Source organism: Pedobacter sp. Leaf194 (assembly GCF_001423945.1).
Lineage (GTDB): Bacteria > Bacteroidota > Bacteroidia > Sphingobacteriales > Sphingobacteriaceae > Pedobacter.
Genome location: NZ_LMPU01000011.1, coordinates 1 through 20925 on the forward strand (window position 1 = coordinate 1; position 20925 = coordinate 20925).

At 38.5% G+C, this 20925-nt stretch carries 15 protein-coding genes; 7 read left to right on the plus strand and 8 right to left on the minus strand.

What is annotated here, in order from left to right; translation table 11 throughout:
• Positions 1-403: 403 nt before the first annotated feature.
• The 5 genes from ASG14_RS16055 to lpdA form a co-directional block, all read right to left on the minus strand.
• On the minus strand, positions 404-931 hold the full coding sequence (locus ASG14_RS16055; protein WP_056872097.1) for a ferritin: 528 nt from the start codon (positions 929-931) through the stop codon (positions 404-406).
• 171 nt (positions 932-1102) lie between these two features.
• Positions 1103-1462: a hypothetical protein gene (locus ASG14_RS16060; RefSeq protein WP_056872098.1), complete on the minus strand. Its 360-nt coding sequence runs from the start codon at positions 1460-1462 to the stop codon at positions 1103-1105.
• A 73-nt stretch (positions 1463-1535) separates the two neighbouring features.
• Positions 1536-2102: a GNAT family N-acetyltransferase gene (locus tag ASG14_RS16065; protein WP_056872099.1), complete on the minus strand. Its 567-nt coding sequence runs from the start codon at positions 2100-2102 to the stop codon at positions 1536-1538.
• A complete protein-coding gene (locus ASG14_RS16070) occupies positions 2102-2941 on the minus strand; it encodes an MBL fold metallo-hydrolase (RefSeq protein ID WP_056872100.1) in 840 nt (279 codons plus the stop codon). The genes ASG14_RS16065 and ASG14_RS16070 overlap by 1 nt, the downstream gene beginning before the upstream one ends.
• 204 nt (positions 2942-3145) lie before the next feature.
• Entirely contained in the window at positions 3146-4534 is a 1389-nt protein-coding gene (gene lpdA, locus ASG14_RS16075) for a dihydrolipoyl dehydrogenase (RefSeq protein WP_056872270.1), read from the minus strand.
• Between the two features lie 599 nt (positions 4535-5133).
• Here lpdA and ASG14_RS16080 point away from each other — a divergent pair.
• Complete coding sequence (locus ASG14_RS16080) at positions 5134-8547, plus strand: TonB-dependent receptor (protein WP_056872101.1); 3414 nt, start codon at positions 5134-5136, stop codon at positions 8545-8547.
• A gap of 136 nt (positions 8548-8683) precedes the next feature.
• Positions 8684-8962 carry a hypothetical protein gene (locus ASG14_RS16085; protein ID WP_056872102.1) on the plus strand — a complete coding sequence of 93 codons (279 nt, stop codon included), beginning with the start codon at positions 8684-8686 and terminating at the stop codon, positions 8960-8962.
• Between the two features lie 51 nt (positions 8963-9013).
• Here the strand turns inward: ASG14_RS16085 and ASG14_RS16090 are convergent, their stop codons facing one another.
• Together ASG14_RS16090 and ASG14_RS16095 are read right to left on the minus strand one after the other, a co-directional pair.
• The gene (locus ASG14_RS16090; RefSeq protein ID WP_056872103.1) at positions 9014-10195 is read right to left on the minus strand and encodes an AIR synthase-related protein; all 1182 of its coding nucleotides are present in this window, start codon (positions 10193-10195) and stop codon (positions 9014-9016) included.
• A 247-nt stretch (positions 10196-10442) separates the two neighbouring features.
• Positions 10443-12617, minus strand: a complete 2175-nt coding sequence (locus ASG14_RS16095) for a glutamine synthetase III (RefSeq protein WP_056872104.1) — start codon at positions 12615-12617, stop codon at positions 10443-10445.
• Positions 12618-12817: 200 nt separating this feature from the next.
• On the opposite strand from ASG14_RS16095, the gene ASG14_RS16100 reads away from it, so the two are divergent.
• Positions 12818-13657, plus strand: coding sequence for an energy transducer TonB (locus ASG14_RS16100; protein ID WP_162238748.1), 840 nt, complete (start codon positions 12818-12820; stop codon positions 13655-13657).
• Between the two features lie 202 nt (positions 13658-13859).
• Here the strand turns inward: ASG14_RS16100 and purL are convergent, their stop codons facing one another.
• Entirely contained in the window at positions 13860-17519 is a 3660-nt protein-coding gene (gene purL, locus ASG14_RS16105; protein ID WP_056872106.1) for a phosphoribosylformylglycinamidine synthase, read from the minus strand.
• Positions 17520-17736: 217 nt separating this feature from the next.
• Between purL and ASG14_RS16110 the strand changes: the two genes are divergently transcribed.
• The 4 genes from ASG14_RS16110 (at position 17737) to fbp (ending at position 20836) form a co-directional block, all read left to right on the plus strand.
• Positions 17737-18120 carry a VOC family protein gene (locus ASG14_RS16110; RefSeq protein WP_056872107.1) on the plus strand — a complete coding sequence of 128 codons (384 nt, stop codon included), beginning with the start codon at positions 17737-17739 and terminating at the stop codon, positions 18118-18120.
• A 269-nt stretch (positions 18121-18389) separates the two neighbouring features.
• Positions 18390-19106, plus strand: coding sequence for a tRNA1(Val) (adenine(37)-N6)-methyltransferase (locus tag ASG14_RS16115; protein WP_056872108.1), 717 nt, complete (start codon positions 18390-18392; stop codon positions 19104-19106).
• A 139-nt stretch (positions 19107-19245) separates the two neighbouring features.
• On the plus strand, positions 19246-19737 hold the full coding sequence (locus ASG14_RS16120; protein WP_056872109.1) for a metallophosphoesterase: 492 nt from the start codon (positions 19246-19248) through the stop codon (positions 19735-19737).
• Positions 19738-19756: 19 nt separating this feature from the next.
• A complete protein-coding gene (gene fbp / locus ASG14_RS16125) occupies positions 19757-20836 on the plus strand; it encodes a class 1 fructose-bisphosphatase (protein WP_056872110.1) in 1080 nt (359 codons plus the stop codon).
• Positions 20837-20925 lie beyond the last annotated feature (89 nt).

The following is a 20925-nucleotide window of genomic DNA, read 5'->3' on the forward strand; positions in this document are numbered from 1 at the left end:
TTATTCATTTTTTTTAAATTATTATTGTAAATATCAAATAAGTTTGTACATTTGTAATGCTCGTTAATTATTATTATATATTTGGTTTAAAAAAAGCGCTGGTAACGGCGCTTTTTTTATAAGACTTTTAAACACAACATTAATATCAACATAAACCAAACAAACTAAACCAAAAGCTTCCCTAACAGGAAGCTTTTTTTATTTAAATGGAATGAAATTATAAAAGTGGGATGTTTTGTCTGACTAGAACTAACTTTAATCCATCATAGGATGAAGATTAATTTAATGCTTAAGCATTTCTTGAAAGCCGAAGTCGCGATGCACTAACTTTCGGAATAGATTAAACAAAAAAAGCTACCTTAATTTTAATCAAGGTAGCTTTTTAAATATATATATTGCTAAATTATTGTTCTGAATAGGAGATTTTATTAACATGTTTGTCGATTTCCCATCTTCCTGTGCCTTCTTCACCAATTACTTCAAATAACTCTAGTGCCCGGCGAGCCTTGTATTCTTCTTCACGTTGCTCTTTCAAGAACCAATTTAAAAATTCCATGGTAACAAAATCCTGTTCTTTCTGGCACCTTGCGTAAATGTTTTTAAAGCTTTGCGTAATTGCAATTTCTGCTTCCAGTGCATCCTCAAAAACTTCTCTAAAACCGGCAAATTCCGTTTTGATGCCCATAACTTCTGGAGATATCGCGTTTCCGCCCATATCAAGAACATACTTAAACAACTTTAACTGATGTACTCTTTCTTCTTCAGATTGTTTTGCAAAATAATCTGCTGAAAAATCGAAACCATTTTGGTCGCACCAGGATGACATTGATAAATATAATGATGAAGAGTGAGCCTCTTTCTTAATCTGCTGATTTAAAAGTGTTTCAATATCCTGTGATATCAAACTTTTTATACGCATTAAATCTTTCATAATTTCTTTTGCTTAACTAATGATACAAATGTAACACCTTATTAAGCATATTGTGTGGAATATTTACAATATGAAATTAGTCTAAATTGCTCTGAAGCAAGTTTTTGTAATGAGTTTAAATAAAGGAAGGGGAGTGCTAAACTCGTGTTGCCAAAAAAATTTGAGAAATTACTAAACCACCAATCTATTCAAACAATCGTTAACCATGTGGTTAAGTTTAAACATCGTAAAGGTACCTTGAAGCAAATCTTTTAAAGCGATAATTTCTAGCGCACTTAGTAAATAGATGTGGTCGCAGCCATTAAAAGTTACCAGTTCAAAATCTGCTCTTTTGGTATTTAAAAGCAAGGCGTCGATATCGATGCCTTCAACAACTTTTTTTAGCTTTTGTAAAGAGATACAATTGTAACGGGCAAACTTTCCGCCGAAATCTACGTAGAAGCAATTAAGCTTATCAGATTGGTAAATAGAACCCTGAGTATTTGAGAATACGTTAATCAGTTCGTTAATATCTACACATGCTTTGTCCATCGACTGCAAAAATTGCTATTATTTAGATTAAATACAAATAAAAGTGTAAATAATTTATTTAAGGCGCTTTACGCTACCGCCGGGAGATTTGGTATATCATATGATAAAACAATTCGCCAAGGAATTCTTTCTTATTTTGAACTTTGAATTCTTTCTTTTGATAGAGTTCTAGCGCCTTTTTGTTTCCAACTTCAACTAAAAGGCCTGCTTTATCAATTCCAAGTTCCGAAGCCCATTTAATTCCGCCATCAATTAGCTGTTTGCCAATGCCTTTTCCTTGCGCCGCCGGAGCGACACTAATCGTGTCAAGGTAAAATTCTCCCGGTTCAGTTTCCGCTTCTGTCGGCAGACTCTGATCATCGCTATTAGCTTGAAGATAGGCAACAAAATTTTTCCTTAACTCGCCAAGCCTCCCGCCATCATAAGCATTTAACGAGCCTAAAATTTCACCGTTTTCTTCAAAAACCAGAATGTTCTCATAACTATACTGGTTATTACGCCCGGCTATAACTTGTTCGAAAAGTGCCAGTGTTTCTGTGCTATTGCTGGTGCGGCTAAATTTATTCGCCAGTTTTCCCATCGCCTGAATAATCAGCGGCGCAATGGCTTTAGCGTCTTCCGGAGTTGCTCTGCGTAACATTAAATTGCGCTTAAGCTAAATGTTTCCGCAACGCGTATGCCTTTCTCGGTCCGTTGCAAAGTGCAACATTCATTAATTGGATCGTGTTCTAGGTACAAAATGTAATTATTATCTACTGCTTCTTCCAGAAAAGCCTCTTTTTCCGTCAATGTTGTTAACGGAAACATATCATAAGCCATGACATAGGGGAGTGGTAAATGACCTACAGATGGGAGCAAATCAGCCATGTAAACAATGGTTTTTCCTTTATAATTTATTTTGGGCAGCATCATCGCGTCTGTATGCCCATAAGCGAAGCTGATGTTAATGTTTTCCTGCCACTCGATGTTCTCTTTTTCTTCAATGAATTTTAGCTGTCCGCTTTCTTCAATTGGTAATATATTTTCTTTTAAAAATGAGGCCTTTTCCCGGGCATTTGGTTCTACTGCCCATTTCCAGTGCTTTTTATTACTCCAGTATGTTGCATTTTTAAAAGCGGGAATGAGTTGTTCGCCATCTCTGACTACTGCGCCACCAACATGATCGAAATGCAAATGCGTAAGAAATACATCGGTAATATCGGAGGTGCTGAAACCCAGGTTCGACAGCGATTTAGCGATTGTATCATCGCCATGCAAATAATAATGACTGAAAAATTTCTCGTTCTGTTTGTTGCCAATTCCCGTATCTACCAAAGTAAGTTTGTTTCCATCTTCAATTAAAAGACACCGCATGGCCCAGGTACAAAGGTTGTTGGCATCAGCCGGATTAGTTTTTTGCCAAATCGCTTTTGGAACAACGCCAAACATTGCACCGCCGTCAAGTTTAAAAAAGCCTGTATTTATGGTGTGAAGTTTCATTTCTTAATATTTAGTATCTGTTTTTGAGTAGCTGTATTGCGTATTGAATATTACGCAGCAGAGGTGTTAAGTTAGTTAGAATTATACGTTGAAATCGGATAAAAATAAGAAAACCCTTTAGAATTAACTAAAGGGTTTTGTAAATGATGGCGTGTTTATTTTAGGTCTTCGTTTTAACTTTGGCCTAATGATAAACCCTTTATCTTATAAATGTATCACTTCACCGTAAGCATCGGCCGCGGCCTCCATAATGGCTTCGCTCATTGTTGGGTGCGGGTGAACAGATTTAATCATTTCATGTCCGGTTGTTTCTAACTTGCGTGCTACTACAATTTCAGCAATCATTTCCGTAACATTTGTTCCGATCATGTGCGCACCTAATAATTCGCCATATTTAGCATCGAAAATTAGTTTAACAAAACCATCTTTTGCACCGGCAGCACTCGCTTTTCCTGATGCAGAGAACGGAAACTTACCAATTTTTAATTCGTAACCAGCTGCTTTTGCTGCTTTTTCAGTGTAACCTACAGAAGCAATTTCTGGTGTGCAATAAGTACATCCCGGAATGTTGTTATAATCTAACGGTTCAACATGCTGACCGGCAATTTTTTCCACGCAGATAATGCCTTCGGCAGACGCTACGTGTGCCAGTGCTTGTCCGCCCACTACATCACCAATTGCATAATATCCTTTTACCGATGTATTGTAAAATTCATCTGTAACAATTTTACCTTTTTCAGTTTTGATGCCAGTTTCTTCCAAACCGATGTTTTCGATGTTTGCTACAATGCCTGCAGCAGAAAGCACGATATCAGCCTCGATAGTTTGCATACCTGAAGCAGTTTTTACAGATACTTTGCAGCCGGCGCCACTTGTATCAACGGCCTCAACCGATGCTGAAGTCATGACGTCGATGCCAACTTTCTTTAAGCTGCGCAACAATTGTTTCGAAACATCTTCATCTTCTACCGGAACAACATTTTCCATAAATTCTACAATAGTTACCTTAGTTCCCATTGTAGCGTAGAAGTATGCAAACTCGACACCAATGGCGCCTGAGCCTACAACAACCATACTTTTTGGTAATTCTGGCAATACCATTGCCTGGCGGTAGCCAATTATTTTTTTACCATCTTGCTTCAAATTAGGCAGCTCCCTTGAGCGGGCGCCAGTTGCAATAATGATGTTTTTTGCAGTTAATTCTTTTTGAGAACCATCAGCACCCTTAACCTCCAGCTTGTTGCCCGGCTTTAATTTGCCGATGCCCATTATTACGTCAATTTTATTTTTCTTCATTAAAAACTGAACGCCTTTACTCATGCCATCGGCAACGCCACGGCTACGTTTTACAACAGCAGCAAAATCGGCTGTTGCGCCTGCAGTTGTAATTCCGTAATCAGCTGCATGATTAATATATTCGAAAACCTGAGCACTCTTTAAAAGCGCTTTTGTAGGGATACAACCCCAGTTTAAACAAATACCACCTAATGATTCACGCTCTACAATTGCAACTTTAAGTCCTAATTGTGAAGCTCTGATTGCAGCTACATAGCCACCTGGGCCGCTGCCTAAAACAATAACGTCGTAGTTCATATCTATATTAAAGAGATTTCTTTTATTATTTGTTTCTGTAATCTCCGGGGAGGAGAAGGCTCTGTTATCAGATTTTCCTCGCATCGATATTATATCTCTGCATTACTTTTTAAAACTTGCGTTTTTATAATCCCCAAAACTAAAAAAAAAATGTTAATTGGGTTGGTGATTATTAAGATACAATGTAAAAATGCCAAAAATTACAATCAGCGCAGATTTTAAATATTATGAAGTCTGTTAGGAATGGTAATTAGTAAAGTATTTTATTATTGATTAAGCCATAAGATGATGTGAGATAACCCAAAACCAGAGGATTTTGCGCTGTAAATTTTTGAATTTTTTAAATTCTTACGTTTTTATATGAATTATTTACAGGCGAAATGAGCGTTTTTTGCTGAAAATTTATAGAAACTGTCAAGCTGTTGATAAACTGAAAGTTAAGGCCATTAATTGGATGTTAATTGTTGAAAAGTTTTGCCCGATTTAATAATTATTTAACATTGGATGTTAAAATGTGTTAAAAATTAATAAGTACATTTGCGCCATAAAATCTTTCCCGATTTATTATTCAAACAAAAAACAAATTTAAAAATCAAAGTATGAAGAAATCTTTACTTTTAAGATTAGTACTTGTTATTGTGGCTGTTGTAGGCCTTACCTTTAGTGTTAATGCGCAGGTTACTACATCGTCTATGACAGGAACCATTAAGGATGACAAAGGAACGCTTCCTGGTGCGAGCATTAAAGCAACGCACACACCTACCGGAACAGTTTACACCGTATCTACGAACAACGATGGTCGTTTTACAATTGGTGCAATGCGGGTTGGTGGTCCTTACACCATTGAAGTGAGTTTTGTTGGTTTTAAACCGTCAAAATTAACTGATGTTTATTTAAAAATAGGTGAGCCTTATGTTGTTAACGTTACTTTAATAGACAACAGCTCAACTTTATCAGAAGTAAAAATTGTTGGTCAAAGTGCTAACAGTATTTTAAATTCAAACAAAAACGGAACTTCTACCGTAATTGCCAGACAACAAATTCAATCGTTACCAACCATTACACGTAGCGTAAACGATTTAACCCGTTTAACTCCGCAAGCTAATGGTCAATCTATCGGTGGTGGTAATTACCGTTCGAATAACTTTACAGTGGATGGCGCTAACTTTAACAACCAATTTGGTATTGGCCAGAACATCCCTGCCGGCGGTTCTCCAATTTCAATCGATGCGTTAGAGCAAATCTCAATCAATGTTACTCCATACGATGTTCGTCAAACAGGTTTTACTGGCGGTTCTGTTAGTGCAGTAACACGTTCTGGTACTAACACTTTTCAAGGTAACGCATTTTATACTATGCGTGGCGAAGAAAATCAAGGTAAAAGAATTGGCGAAACTTATAGAATTCCTGCGAGTGCAATTCAAAAATTAGATGAAAAAAATTACGGCTTCAGTTTAGGTGGTCCAATCATCAAAGATAAATTGTTCTTTTTTGTTAATTACGAGAAGAAACACACCATTCAGCCAGGAACTACTAGAATTGCTTCAACTCCGGGCTTAACTTATGGTGCACCAGGTTCGCCAAATACTGTTGTTCAAGCACCTGCATCTCTTTTAAACGAAATCTCTTCGTATTTATTAAACAATTATGGATACGCTACTGGTCCTTACCAGGGCTATTCAAATGTTAGCGATAACGAGAAAATGTTTGCTCGTTTAGACTGGAATATTTCTAAAAACCACCGTTTCAGCGTTCGTTACAACCAGGTAGAAAGTCAAAGCCCTTCATCGGCAAGTACTTCTGTAACTAACTCTGGTGTAACCGGTACTTTAGCTTACAACAACTCAAGATCTGGAACAGCTAATAATGCTGGTTTGCCTTTCTTCAATTCTAACTATTACCAGGCCGCTAACTTATACTCTGCAGTAGCCGAGTTAAACTCGAGCTTTGGCAGTAAGGTTACTAACGTAGCCCGTGTTACCTATTCACACCAGAATGACCCAAGAAATTCTGATAGTGCACCATTTCCGTTAGTTGATATATTAGATGGTACACAGACTGCAACTTCTGCAAATGCTGGTAACGTACTAACTACTTTCGGTTATGAGCCATTCACTTATGGTAACCTGAGAGATGTTAAAGGTTACACTTATAGTGATGATTTAAGTTTAGCATTAGGTAAACACAACATTACTTTAGGCTTGCAGGCTGAGTTAAGTACAACAACCAATGGATTCCAACGTTTCGGAACTGGTTTTTACACTTTCAGATCATGGGATGATTTCAAAAATAATTTAAAACCATTACAATATTCAGTTACTTATCCTTTAACTGCTGATGGTTCTCAAGCTTTTCCAAGTTTTAAATTTGCTCAGTATTCAGCATATTTACAGGATGAGTTTACCGTAACTGATCGTTTGAAGTTAACCGCGGGTATCCGTTTCGAACAAGCAACCTATCCTAACTCACCGGGTATTTTAACACATCCACTAGTAGCTGCACAAACATTTGCAGAAGGTAGAAAAGTGGATACTGGCGTATTGCCAGAGAATAGAATTTCTTATTCTCCAAGGTTTGGTTTTAACTGGGATGTAAACGGAGATCGTTCGTTACAAGTTCGCGGTGGATCGGGTATTTTTACTGGTCGCGTGCCATTTGTGTGGATCGTTTCACAATCTAGTGATGCTGGTTTATTACAGTATTTACAAACTTATTCTAGCGCTAACGGCGGAACTGTTCCATCATTTAATCCAAGCATTGCGCCAAACTTACTTACAGCAACTAAACCAGCTGCAGGTACAAGTATCCCGGGAACAATTAGTGTAATGTCTCCTGATTTAAAGTTTCCTCAAACATGGAAATCAAGTTTAGCATTTGATGTTAAATTGCCATTCGGTATCGTGGGAACGTTAGAAGGTATTTACGGTAAAGATTTAAATGTAGCTGTTGCCAGAAACATCAACTTAGTTGACCCAACTGTAACTAATATCGCGGGTTTCCCGGATAACAGACCTTTATATCCAAATTCAGTTGCCGGAAGACAAGTAGTTGACATCAACTCTGCTGGATTACCAGTAGCAAATGCAACTTCTACCTTAAACGTTACTGAAATGACTAATGCAAAGGGTGGTTATAACTGGCAAGCAACTGCACAGTTAACAAAACAGTTCTCAAACGGTGTTGCTGCAATGATTGCTTACACCCGTTCTGACCAACGTAACTATGGTGATGGAGCAGGAGATCAATTAGGTAACTTATGGTCAATCCCGGCTACGTCTACAAATCCAAATACACCAACCTTAAGTTACTCTCAAAACTTAAACCCTGATCGTATCATTGCAAACATTTCTTATAGAAAAGAATATTTGAAAAACCTTTCAACCTCTATTTCATTATTTTATGAAGGTTCTCAGCAAGGTAGATATTCTTACGTTTATGGAGCTGATTATAACAGAGACGGTGTTAACGGAAACGATTTAATTTATATTCCAAGAGACGCTTCGGAAATGAACTTTGTAGCTGTTCCTACAAACTTGGTAACTTCTACCAACGCTGCTGGTGTGGTTACAACAAGAGCATATCCAAGATCGTATACAGCTGCTGAACAAGCTTCTATTTTTGACGCTTACATTTCTCAAGATCCTTATTTAAGTAAACACAGAGGTGAGTATGCAGAGCGTAATGCAGCAAAATCTCCTTGGAGAAATCAATTCGATTTAAGAATTACACAACAAGTGTTTAAAAACTTCGGTAAAACCAAAAATAGTTTTGAGTTCACTGCTGATATTTTCAACGTAGGTAACTTGCTAAACCGTAAATGGGGTAACGTAAACTTCGTGAATAACGCTTCAATTTTGGTACCTCAAAATCCAGCGCAAATCAACGGAACAACAAAACCAACATTTATTTTGGCTGCAGCACAAGGTGACATTGTAAGAGATACTTTCGGTACTTCACAAACAATTTCATCAACTTACTATATGCAGTTTGGTGTTCGTTATAACTTTAATTAATTCTGAAGTGTCAGAATAATAAAAAGTCCCGATGTAAATCGGGACTTTTTTTGTGCCTCAAATTTTCTTAAAACCTTTTCTGTTCTTAACGATTATATAATTAGACAATCTTTTTTAATAACTAAATTCTAATTCGATGAGCAGTTCAAAGCAAACTCATGACCATGCTGAAATAAAAGCATGGGCGGAAAAACATGGTGGCGTACCGTCCGTTGTGGCAGATACGGAGAAAGGCGGCGGAGGTCTTTTAAGAATCCACTTCCCTAAGCACAGTGATAGTAAATCTGATTTGAAAGAAACGGATTGGGATACGTTTTTTGAAACGTTTGATAAGAATAAGCTGGATTTCCTATACCAGGATAAAAAAGCAGATGGCGAAGAAAGCACTTTTCACAAATTTGTAGAAAGGGCATAAAAAAATCCTTACAGATTAACTCTGTAAGGATTTTTTTATTTTAACTCATAACTAGTTATATATGAAAGTTCCTTTTTCGCTCTCTATTGTAACTTGTTTTTTGTCGCTCTTTTCTACATGGCCAATAATTTGCGCATCAATATTGAAGCTTTTTGAAATCTCAATTATATTTTGAGCAATTTCTTCAGGCACGTACAGCTCCATTCTATGGCCCATATTAAATACCTTGTACATTTCTTTCCAATCTGTTCCGGATTCTTCCTGTATCAACGCAAATAAGGGTGGCACAGGAAATAAATTATCTTTTATAACGTGGACATCATCGTTAACAAAATGCAACACTTTAGTTTGCGCACCTCCACTACAATGTACAATACCGTCAATTTGATTGCGATGAGCCTCAAGTATTTTTTTAATAACCGGGGCATAAGTGCGGGTAGGCGATAAGACCAATTTGCCAGCTGTAATTTTGCCGAAACCATCAACTTCTATCTCATCAGTAAGGCTTTTATTTCCAGAAAAAACTAAATCGAGAGGGACTGCCGGGTCGAAACTCTCCGGGAAACTGTTCGCCACATTTTTATTAAAAACATCATGACGGGCAGATGTGAGTCCGTTAGAGCCCATGCCACCGTTGTATTCCGTTTCGTAAGTTGCCTTTCCATATGAGGCCAGGCCTACTATAACATTCCCTGGTTTGATGTTATCGTTACTGATAACGTCTGAGCGTTTCATACGGCATGTAACCGTCGAATCAACGATTATGGTTCTTACAAGGTCGCCAACATCTGCAGTTTCTCCACCCGTAGAAAAAATTGAAATTCCTTGTTCGCGTAAGTCGGTTAAAATTTCTTCGGTGCCGTTAATTACTGCGGCAATTACTTCACCAGGAATAAGATTTTTATTACGACCGATGGTTGATGACAGCAGTATATTGTCTGTTGCACCAACGCAGATTAAATCGTCAATGTTCATGATGATAGCATCTTGTGCGATGCCTTTCCAAACTGAAATATCGTTAGTTTCTTTCCAGTAAACATAAGCTAAAGACGATTTTGTACCTGCACCATCGGCGTGCATGATGTTGCAATATGCTTCATCACCGCCCAGAATGTCAGGAATTATTTTGCAGAATGCTTTTGGAAAAATTCCTTTGTCGATGTTTTGGATGGCATTGTGCACATCTTCCTTTGAGGCAGAAACGCCACGTTGATTGTACCTGTTATCACTCATGTTGGCGCAAAGATAGTGAATAGAGGTAAAAGGTAAAAGGTAAAAGGTAAAAGGTTTTCGAAGGAAGTTAAAAGACTATCTGGAAAGCTAAAAGATATGCGACAACTGAGCTCGTTGGGGATTCGGGGCTATTTCATATTTCAGAGCGCCAAACAAAATCCAAGAGGTAGAATCCTTAAATCATGATAAAAAAAAGGGCGTAAAGTTTACACTTTACGCCCTGTATTCAACCCTTAAGGTTTAAATGTTATTTCAAAAATAATAATTCTCTGAATTTTGGTAAAGGCCAAACGCTATCATCAACGATTTGCTCTAATTTATCGGCATGGTAACGGATAACTTCGAAATACGTTTTAACTTTCTCATCATAAGCGATAGCTTTCTCACGAGTGTCTTCAATTTTGTTGGTCACTTTACGTTCTTCCAACATCGCGTCGATATTTGACTTAACAATTTCAAGGTGTTCAGAAACTTTCTTAACAATGTCTAAAGAAACTTTATTCTCAATGCCAATTTCTTTTAGGCCTTTAACATTTGCAATTAACGAATTCTGATAAGCGATTGCGGCAGGAATAATTGCAGTATTTGCAACTTCGCCCATTACACGAGCCTCAATCTGAAGTTTTTTGTAGAAGTTTTCCAGCATAATTTCATGGCGGGCATGAATTTCACGTTTGCTGTAGATACCTGTTGTGTTAAATAAATCTGCAGATTTTTCTGTTAAATAAGCATCTAAAGCTTTAGGCGTAGTTTTAATGTTTGATAAACCGCGTGCTGCTGCCTCATCTTCCCACTCCTGACTATAACCGTTGCCTTCGAAACGAATTGATTTAGATTCTTTAATGTATTTTTTGATTACAGTTAGTAAAGCGATGTCTTTTTTATCACCTTTTTTAATCAGTTTATCTACTTCTGCTTTAAATTTAACTAACTGCTCGGCCATAATTGCGTTCAGGATAGTCATTGGTGCAGATGAGTTAGCTGAAGAACCTACCGCTCTTAACTCAAATTTATTACCTGTAAAGGCGAAAGGAGAAGTACGGTTACGGTCGGTATTATCCAATAAAATTTGAGGAATTTTAGGAATACCTAACCACAATGCATTGTCTTCCTTAATTTTTTTGCTGATGCGTGAGTGCTCAATTTCGTCTAATACATCATTTAACTGAGAGCCTAAGAAAATTGAAATGATTGCTGGCGGCGCCTCGTTAGCACCTAAACGATGATCATTGCTTACTGATGCAATACTGGCTCGCAATAAGTCGGCATGTTCGCTAACCGCTTTAATGGTGTTAACAAAGAAAGCAAGGAACATTAAGTTATTTTTTGGTGTTTTGCCTGGTGCTAATAAATTTTTACCAGTATCAGTAATTAACGACCAGTTATTGTGTTTTCCAGAACCGTTTATGCCTGCGTAAGGTTTCTCGTGTAGCAATACACGGAAATGATGACGACGTGCAACCTTTTCCATCAAATCCATTAATAATTGATTATGATCGATTGCCAGGTTGATTTCTTCGTAAATAGGCGCACACTCGAATTGAGAAGGAGCAACCTCGTTGTGACGGGTTTTTAATGGAATACCTAATTTTAAAGCTTCGTTTTCAAAATCTACCATGTAAGTGAAAACACGTTCAGGAATAGAACCGAAATAATGATCTTCTAATTGCTGGCCTTTGGCAGACATATGTCCGAATAAGGTACGTCCAGTTAACAATAAATCCGGACGAGCATTAAATAAGGATTCATCAACCAGAAAATATTCCTGCTCGATACCTAATGAAGCGTTTACTTTAGTGATGCTTTTATCAAAATATTGACAAACATCAACAGCAGCTTTATCAAGCGCAGCCAATGCTTTTAACAATGGTGCTTTATAATCCAGGGCTTCTCCTGTATATGATACGAAAACTGTAGGGATACAAAGTGTTTTACCTGCTTTGCTTTCCATTATAAATGCAGGCGAAGAAGGATCCCACGCGGTATAACCACGAGCTTCGAAAGTATTACGAATGCCACCATTCGGGAAACTAGAAGCATCTGGCTCTTGTTGAACCAATGCGCTGCCTGCAAATTTTTCGATTGCACCGTCGCCGCTTGGCTCAAAAAATGAATCGTGCTTTTCTGCAGTTGTTCCTGTTAAAGGCTGGAACCAGTGTGTATAATGCGTTGCGCCTGCGCTCATTGCCCATGCTTTCATAGCTGTTGCAATTTGGTTGGCATCATCAGTATTAATTAATTCACCTTGGTTGATGGATGATATTAATTTCTCATACACGTCTTTAGATAAGAAATCTCTCATTTTTCTCTTATCAAATACATTAGAGCCAAAAAAGTCAGAAATTTTTGCTGATGGTGATTTAACTTCTGGTGAAATTCTGTTTTGAGCCTCTTTTAATGCGATGGTTCTTAAGCTTTTCATTAATTTGTTATGTTTTTTGTCAAAAATACTATATTTTATTAATTTTTATGAAACATTTCGGTGAAATAATTAAAATTTATAGAAAATGAAATAAAAAAATGTTTTCGAGATTAAATTTTTCAATTTTCATAAAAAATGGAGATTTTTTAATTTTTTATGGAATTGATGTTGGTATCGCATCATGCTATAAACTCAAAACTATGTTCAACTCATTAATTAACGTATACAAGATCGAGTGGCTCGATATTGTATTTGCAGGCAGAAACAAAAGTTACGGCGCCTATGTGCTTAGGTCGCAATCATCGTCGATTTTAACCAAATCGCTGCTGATTGCCAGTAGTGCCTTCGTTTTATTTTTTGTTAGTCCGATGGCTTACAATAAGCTGTTCCCGTCCGAAATTACTCAGGCACCTATAACCAAGACAATTGTTCTCGATGATGTTATTCACAGCATGAAAAAACCCGAGCCAGAAAAAAAAGTGGAACCCAAAAAGGCTGAGCCCGTAAAAGTTAAAACAGTTGCTGTACCATCAAACGTTGTGGTTGTAGATAGGGTTGATTTGCCAGAACCACCAACGGTAAAAGAGATTGAAAACGCCGTTGTGAGCAATAAAACACAAGACGGCGAAATTAAACCCAACTTGGTGATGAATACGAATACTGGAAATGGAAATACTGAGGGCTTGAGTAAGGAAGGAGATGGTAATAAGGCCGATACCGATATTTATATTCCCGGCGGCGTTGATGAATATCCTGAGTTTACCGGTGGCATGAAGGCCTGGGCAAAATATATGGAGCGTAATTTAAAGTATCCTTACCAGGCCCAGGAAGCGAATATTCAGGGCAAAGTATTCATCAGCTTCGTTGTAGAAAAAGACGGCTCTATAACCGATGTTCAGGTTATAAAAGGAATTGGTTTTGGTTGCGATGAAGAAGCTGTTAAAGTAATCAAGAAATCGCCATTATGGAAAGCTGGAAAAAACAAAGGCGTTCCGGTTAGGGTAAGGTACAATATGCCAATTAATTTTAATTTAATGTAAAGGTATACTTTGATGGGAGCGCGTTTAAGAGACATGAAATTAAATCGACACACTCAAATTTGTAGCGCAGCAGAATGATAAATACTTTAACCTCGTTCTTTGTTCAGTTGCGGAGATTTATTGAACATGATTTTCGTGAAATTCATGGCAAATAACGAAGCAAAAAAAATGGATGATGCTAAATGCATCATCCATTTTTATTCTATTGATTTTCAACCCATTTTCTGGCATTTACAAATGCTTCCATCCATGGGGAAACTTCATCTTTGCGTCCTTTTGGATAATTCGCCCAATGCCACTGAAATAAGGAACGCTCTATGTGAGGCATCATCACCAAATGGCGGCCGGTTGCATCACACATCATCGCCGTATTGTAATCAGAGCCATTCGGACTGGCAGGATAATTCTCGTAAGCATATTTTGCTACAATGCTATACTTATCTTCAGCGTACGGCAGGCTAAACCTACCTTCGCCATGCGAAACCCAAACCCCCAACGTGCTTCCTGCTAACGTTGACAGCATTACAGAATTATTTTCGGCTACCGTTAAAGAAGTGAAGATACTCTCGTGCTTATGACTTTCGTTATGTAGCATTTTAGGTTTTTCTTCATGTTCTTTGTTAATCAAACCGAGTTCAACAAACAATTGGCACCCGTTACACACACCTACAGAAAGCGTATCCGGACGGGCAAAGAATTTTTCTAATGCAATTTTTGCCTTTTCATTATACATAAATGCTCCGGCCCAACCTTTTGCAGAACCTAAAACATCTGAGTTTGAGAAGCCACCAACAGCTCCGATAAACTGGATATCTTCGAGCGTTTCCCTGCCCGAAATTAAATCCGTCATGTGCACATCTTTAACATCGAAGCCGGCAAGAAACATTGCATTTGCAAGTTCGCGTTCAGAGTTACTGCCTTTTTCGCGAATAACAGCAGCTTTTGGTTTTGCTTTGGTGTTATCAATTGCCGGTCTCTTTCCGTCAAACTGAGTTGGAAAGCTGTACTTTAAAGGCTGGTTTTTATAGTTATCAAAACGTTCTTTTGCTTTAACAGCTCCGCTTTGTTTTTTATCCAGCAGGTACGATGTTTTAAACCAGACATCGCGTAATTGCTCAATATCAAAACTGAAACTATCAGCAGCATTTACAACCTGCAATGTTGGTTTCGAAGACACCTCTCCAATTTTAAAAAATTCTACAGCGTTCGCAGAAAGCGTAGCTTCTACACTTTCATCAGCCTGAAAAACCAGGGCAATGTTTTCGGCAAAAAGTAATTTAATGCTATCTCGCTCTCCCAGAACGGATAAATCTAAAATTGCACCTAATTCCTGGTCGGCGAAACACATTTCCAGTAATGTTGTAATCAAACCACCGCTACCAATGTCATGCCCTGCCTGAATTTTACTTTCTTTTATAAGCTGTTGAACGGTGTTAAATGCATTTTTAAATTTAGCTGCATCTTTCACATCTGGCGTATCTGAGCCAATTTTTTTCAAAACCTGTGCAAATGATGAGCCACCTAACTTATAATTATCGTTAGAAAGGTTGATGTAATAGATTGAGCCTCCATCTTTTTGAAGCACAGGTTCTACCACTTTCGTAATATCATCGCAGTTGCCGCCGGCAGAAATTATTACCGTGCCAGGCGCAATTACGTCGCCATCTTTATATTTTTGCTTCATCGATAAAGAATCTTTTCCCGTTGGGATATTTATTCCTAAATCGATGGCGAAATCAGAACAAGCCTTAACCGCTTCGTATAATCTCGCATCCTCACCCTCGTTTTTGCAAGCCCACATCCAGTTTGCAGAAAGTGAAACACTTTTTAAACCATCTTTAAGTGGTGCCCAAACGATGTTAGATAACGATTCGGCGATGGCAATTCTACTTCCGGCGGCAGGATCTACCAGCGCTGAAACCGGTGCATGCCCAACCGAAGTAGCGATACCTTCCTTACCCTGAAAATCTAAAGCCATTACGCCACAGTTGTTTAATGGCAATTGCAGCGGACCAGCGGTTTGTTGTTTGGCAACCCGGCCACCCACGCAACGGTCTACTTTATTGGTCAACCAATCTTTTGATGCTACTGCTTCCAGTTGTAGCACCTGTTGTAAATAATCGTCGAATTTTTCTTTTTGATAAGATAAAGCCTCGTATTTTCTGTCGAGTTTTTTATCTTCCATAATTACTTTTGGAGAACTTCCGAACATATCTTTCAGTTCCAAATCCATCGGTTTAATTCCGCTGGTTGAAGATTGAAAAGTAAAACGGTGGTTGCCGGTAACCTTACCAACGGTATACATTGGTGAGCGTTCACGATCTGCAATTTTTTGTAGCGTTTCGATATGTTCGTTGCCAATAACCAATCCCATTCGTTCCTGAGATTCGTTTCCGATAATTTCTTTTGCAGAAAGGGTAGGGTCGCCCACTGGTAATTTATCGAGATCAATTAAGCCTCCTGTTTCTTCAACCAGTTCTGACAGGCAATTTAAATGGCCACCAGCGCCATGATCGTGAATAGAAACGATGGTATTATGATCGCTTTCTACCATTCCCCGCACCGCATTTGCCGCTCTCTTTTGCATCTCCGGGTTAGAGCGTTGAATTGCATTCAATTCAATTCCGGAGCCATGCTCGCCTGTATCGGCAGAGGAAACTGCGGCGCCGCCCATACCAATCCTATAATTTTCGCCGCCAAGAACCACGATGTTATCGCCTTCTTGCGGCTTTTGCTTTTTAGCCTGACTTGCTTTGCCATAACCTATACCGCCGGCAAGCATAATCACTTTGTCGAAACCTAGTTTCCGATCGTTTTCTTCATGTTCAAACGTTAAAACTGAACCGGCAATAAGCGGTTGTCCGAACTTATTTCCAAAGTCTGTAGCGCCGTTTGATGCTTTAATGAGGATATCCATTGGCGTTTGATACAACCATTTCCTTTCCTCAACGCCCGTTTCCCATTCACGTCCTTCTTCAAGACGAGATAGTGCCGTCATATAAACGGCAGTTCCTGCTAGAGGTAAAGAGCCTTGTCCGCCAGCCAATCTATCTCTGATTTCGCCGCCCGAACCTGTTGCTGCGCCATTAAAAGGCTCTACAGTGGTCGGGAAATTATGGGTTTCTGCCTTGAGCGAAATAACAGATTCAAAATCGCTTGTTGCGTAATAATCCGGCTCATCGGCACGCTTTGGTGCAAATTGCTGAACTACAGGTCCTTTAATAAATGCAACATTATCTTTATAAGCCGATACGATATCATTCGGATTTGCCTCAGATGTTTTCCTGATTAACTTAAACAGCGAAGTTTGCTGTTCTACGCCATCGATTACAAAGGTGCCGTTAAAAATTTTATGCCTGCAATGTTCAGAATTTACCTGAGAGAAACCAAAAACCTCTGAATCTGTTAAAGGTCTTTCTAGCCGGTTTGCAAGGGCATTTAAATAATCAACCTCCTCATCACTTAAAGATAAGCCTTCCTGCTTGTTATAAGCTGCAATGTCCGAAATTTCCAGGATTGGTTCTGGTTTGATATTTATCGTGTAGATTTCCTGGGTTAAACCATCATACTTCTGTGAAAGCATTGGGTCGTAATCTGAAAAATCTGCTGTAACTTCCTTAAATTCTTCAATTCGAATGATGCCATGGATGTCCATGTTTTGGGTAATTTCTACAGCATTAGTACTCCAGGGCGTAATCATGGCAGCTCGTGGACCAACAAAAAAACCGCTCAGGGCAGTTTCATTTTGTATTTTGGCACCGCCGAATAACCATTCTAACTTGGTAGTATCATTTGCTGATAGGGATTGGTCTGTTTGTAAAACAAAAACCGCATCGGATTGACTTTTGAAGAAATGAATCATGCTTTTTTTTTGAAGTTGCAAATTTAGGTTTTTTTAATTTAATGCGTGAAGGAATGGGTAACTGAAAAGCAGAATTTTGAGAGGATAATGTAATTTTTTCCTGGCGCCGGAACCGAATAGGGAAATTTAAAATGACGGATTCCAGGGGTGAAACCTTGGCTATTTTATGCAACTTTGCCATATTAGAACCGTTAACCACCAACAAAATCACTAATTAATGTTTAACCGCATCCATCACATCGCAATTATTTGTTCCGATTACGAGAAATCTAAAGCGTTTTATGTAAACAAATTACGATTTAAAATATTGAATGAAATTTACCGCTCAGAGCGGAAATCGTACAAGTTAGATTTAGCTGTAAATGATTTGTATCAAATTGAACTTTTTTCTTTTGAAAATCCACCGGCAAGGCCTTCTCAACCGGAGGCAAGAGGATTGCGTCACCTCGCTTTTGAGGTGGATGATATCGAACTGGAAATTCAAAATCTCAACAAAGAAGGTGTTGAAACCGAAGCCATTCGGGTCGACGAAATAACAGGCAAGAGGTTTACATTCTTTACGGATCCTGATGGCTTACCATTGGAACTTTACGAAAAATGAGGCTAAACAAAATAGCCAACAATTTGGTTGTTGGCTACTTAGATACCGATCGAGTATGGTTTGTTTTAACAACTCAAAGTCCGGTATGAACGCGGTTCATTCAAATTGCTTTAACAAACATAGGGCATGTACAGCTTTTTTTAAAACAAACGTTTGTTAAAGTTATTAACAGCCTTTGTAGCGATAGCTAACGGTTTTTTAAGTATCTGTTTGTCAGTGTTTTATTTTCAATTTGTAATGTGGAAACTTTTTTTTACTAGACTTTATAAATGAGTAACGACAAGCTGATATTTAAGTTCAAACAGTTTGATGTGAACCAGGCTGGTTGTGCAATGAAGATTAATACTGACGGTGTGCTGCTCGCTGCTACCGCCACAAACAAACGGGCTAAACATATTTTAGACATCGGAACAGGTACAGGTGTAATTGCCCTTATGCTTGCACAACGGTTTAATGAAGCAGAAATTGATGCTGTGGAAATTGATTTTCAGGCCAGTGAAACTGCCGCAAGTAATTCCAGAAATTCGAAGTTTGCCAGTAAAATTACCGTTCACAACACTGCTTTTGAAGATTTTCAAACGGATAAGATTTTCGACCTAATCGTTTCTAACCCGCCGTTCTTTGTAAACGATTTGCGGAGTGGGGAAGACCGGAAGGGGATTGCCCGGCACACAAGCGACAGCTTCTTCAGCACATTGATTAGTAAATCAGCGTCGATATTGGCGGAAACAGGAAGCTTGTGGTTAATTCTCCCGCTAGCGCAGGCAGAAAAGGTTGTGAAAATGGGATTGGACATCGGATTGATTTTATCCGAAAGGCTTTACATTCATTCAGACGAAAGCAAGCCCCCATTTAGGGTAATGCTTTCGCTGGGCAAGCAAAAGTTAGATCTGATAGAAAGACACTTTTATATTTATGAGTCTTTTAAATGCCACACTAAAGATTATAACTTGTTACTAAGCGATTTTTTCCTCAAGCTGGAATGATAATATCATACAATAAATTTTCTGTGCTGAAGGAGAATCTGAGCGAAGTTTTAATGTTTTCTTGTTGCTTGCAATGGTTGATCTAAAAGCTATTTTTACGGCAAATGAATAACCTGTAAGCTAAAATTTATCAATTGGAATGAAAAAAATAGGTTTAATTTCTGACACGCATGGCTTTCTCGATGAAAGTGTTTTTAAACATTTCGAAAGTTGTGATGAGATTTGGCATGCGGGAGATTTTGGTCCCAATGTAGTGGCACCCTTAGCAGCCTTTAAACCGCTTCGAGGCGTGTTCGGAAATATAGACGATATAGCCATAAGGAGTGAGTTTCCGGAACAAAATCGATTTAGCTGCGAGGAAGTGGATGTTTTGATGACTCACATTGGGGGTTACCCGGGAAAGTATTCAGCTTTAGTAAAATCAGATATTTACACTAAGCCGCCTAAATTATTTATAACAGGACACTCGCATATTTTGAAAGTCATGTTTGATGAAAAACTAAAATTATTGCATATAAACCCTGGTGCTGCCGGTAAACACGGATGGCACAAGGTTAGAACCTTAATTCGTTTTTGCATAACTGACGAAAATATTCATACATTAGAGGTAATAGAGTTATCGGGTAGATAATGTAAAAAATACACTAAGTATGACTTTTGGCGTAAAAACATTAGGACAATTTATTATAGAAAAACAAGCAGATTTTCCATATGCAAAGGGCGAGCTTTCGAGATTGCTGCGTGATATCGCGATAGCCGCAAAAATTGTAAATCGAGAAGTTAACAAAGCAGGTTTGGTTGACATTCTTGGTGATGTTGGTACCACAAATATTCAGGGTGAAGAACAGAAAAAACTCGATGTTTATGCAAATGAACAGTTTATTGCCGCGTTAACAAGTGGTGGTGAGTGTTGCATCGTTGCCACGGAAGAAGAAGATGACATCATTCATATCGAATCGCCTGTATCGCAGAACGCAAAATACATTGTATGTATCGACCCGCTCGATGGCTCCTCTAATACTGATGTAAACGTTGCTGTGGGTACGATATTCTCTATTTACCGAAGAAAATCTGTAGAAGGAAAGGCAAGTTTAGAAGATGTGTTGCAAAAAGGCACACAACAGGTTGCGGCGGGCTACATCATTTATGGTTCCTCTACAATGCTGGTATACACAACCGGTAAAGGCGTTAATGGCTTTACCTTGGATCCATCTATCGGAGAATTTTGCCTTTCGCACCCGGAAATGAAAATGCCGGAGGTTGGTTATATGTATTCCATTAATGAAGGAAATTACGTGCATTTTCCTGATGGGGTGAAAAAATACATTAAATATTGCCAGGTGGAAGACGATGCCACAAAACGGCCATATACTTCGAGATATATTGGGTCTATGGTTGGCGATATCCACCGGAATTTGATAAAGGGTGGTATATATATTTACCCAACAACATCGCGTTCGCCAAACGGTAAACTCAGGCTCTTGTACGAATGCAACCCAATGGCCTTAATTATTGAGCAGGCCGGTGGTAAAGCATCAACTGGCTTCGATCGAATTTTGGACATCAATCCAACTGAACTACATCAACGGGTTCCAATTTTTATAGGGTCGAAAAAAATGGTTGAAAAAGCAGAAGAACTTATGTCAATGCACACTGATAGAGTAAATTCAATGAGCGTAAATGTGGAGGAACAACTCGGAAACTTAAATATTGTTGGTGGATTAGATTAGCCTGGGAAATGGCCAAATCAGTACAAGTTTATAACATAACATGATTCTAGAACCGGAAAAAACGGGTTCGCATCTTTCGAAGCGAACCC

What these genes read in the sequence shown, in the direction of transcription:
- ASG14_RS16120 (WP_056872109.1), top strand. Translation starts at nt 19,246, where the DNA reads ATGAAAAAAATAGGTTTAATTTCTGACACGCATGGCTTTCTCGATGAA.
- ASG14_RS16055 (WP_056872097.1), bottom strand. Translation starts at nt 931, where the DNA reads ATGAAAGATTTAATGCGTATAAAAAGTTTGATATCACAGGATATTGAA.
- ASG14_RS16115 (WP_056872108.1), top strand. Translation starts at nt 18,390, where the DNA reads ATGAGTAACGACAAGCTGATATTTAAGTTCAAACAGTTTGATGTGAAC.
- ASG14_RS16085 (WP_056872102.1), top strand. Translation starts at nt 8,684, where the DNA reads ATGAGCAGTTCAAAGCAAACTCATGACCATGCTGAAATAAAAGCATGG.
- ASG14_RS16060 (WP_056872098.1), bottom strand. Translation starts at nt 1,462, where the DNA reads ATGGACAAAGCATGTGTAGATATTAACGAACTGATTAACGTATTCTCA.
- ASG14_RS16110 (WP_056872107.1), top strand. Translation starts at nt 17,737, where the DNA reads ATGTTTAACCGCATCCATCACATCGCAATTATTTGTTCCGATTACGAG.
- ASG14_RS16095 (WP_056872104.1), bottom strand. Translation starts at nt 12,617, where the DNA reads ATGAAAAGCTTAAGAACCATCGCATTAAAAGAGGCTCAAAACAGAATT.
- ASG14_RS16100 (WP_162238748.1), top strand. Translation starts at nt 12,818, where the DNA reads ATGTTCAACTCATTAATTAACGTATACAAGATCGAGTGGCTCGATATT.
- purL (WP_056872106.1), bottom strand. Translation starts at nt 17,519, where the DNA reads ATGATTCATTTCTTCAAAAGTCAATCCGATGCGGTTTTTGTTTTACAA.
- ASG14_RS16065 (WP_056872099.1), bottom strand. Translation starts at nt 2,102, where the DNA reads ATGTTACGCAGAGCAACTCCGGAAGACGCTAAAGCCATTGCGCCGCTG.
- ASG14_RS16080 (WP_056872101.1), top strand. Translation starts at nt 5,134, where the DNA reads ATGAAGAAATCTTTACTTTTAAGATTAGTACTTGTTATTGTGGCTGTT.
- fbp (WP_056872110.1), top strand. Translation starts at nt 19,757, where the DNA reads ATGACTTTTGGCGTAAAAACATTAGGACAATTTATTATAGAAAAACAA.
- ASG14_RS16090 (WP_056872103.1), bottom strand. Translation starts at nt 10,195, where the DNA reads ATGAGTGATAACAGGTACAATCAACGTGGCGTTTCTGCCTCAAAGGAA.
- lpdA (WP_056872270.1), bottom strand. Translation starts at nt 4,534, where the DNA reads ATGAACTACGACGTTATTGTTTTAGGCAGCGGCCCAGGTGGCTATGTA.
- ASG14_RS16070 (WP_056872100.1), bottom strand. Translation starts at nt 2,941, where the DNA reads ATGAAACTTCACACCATAAATACAGGCTTTTTTAAACTTGACGGCGGT.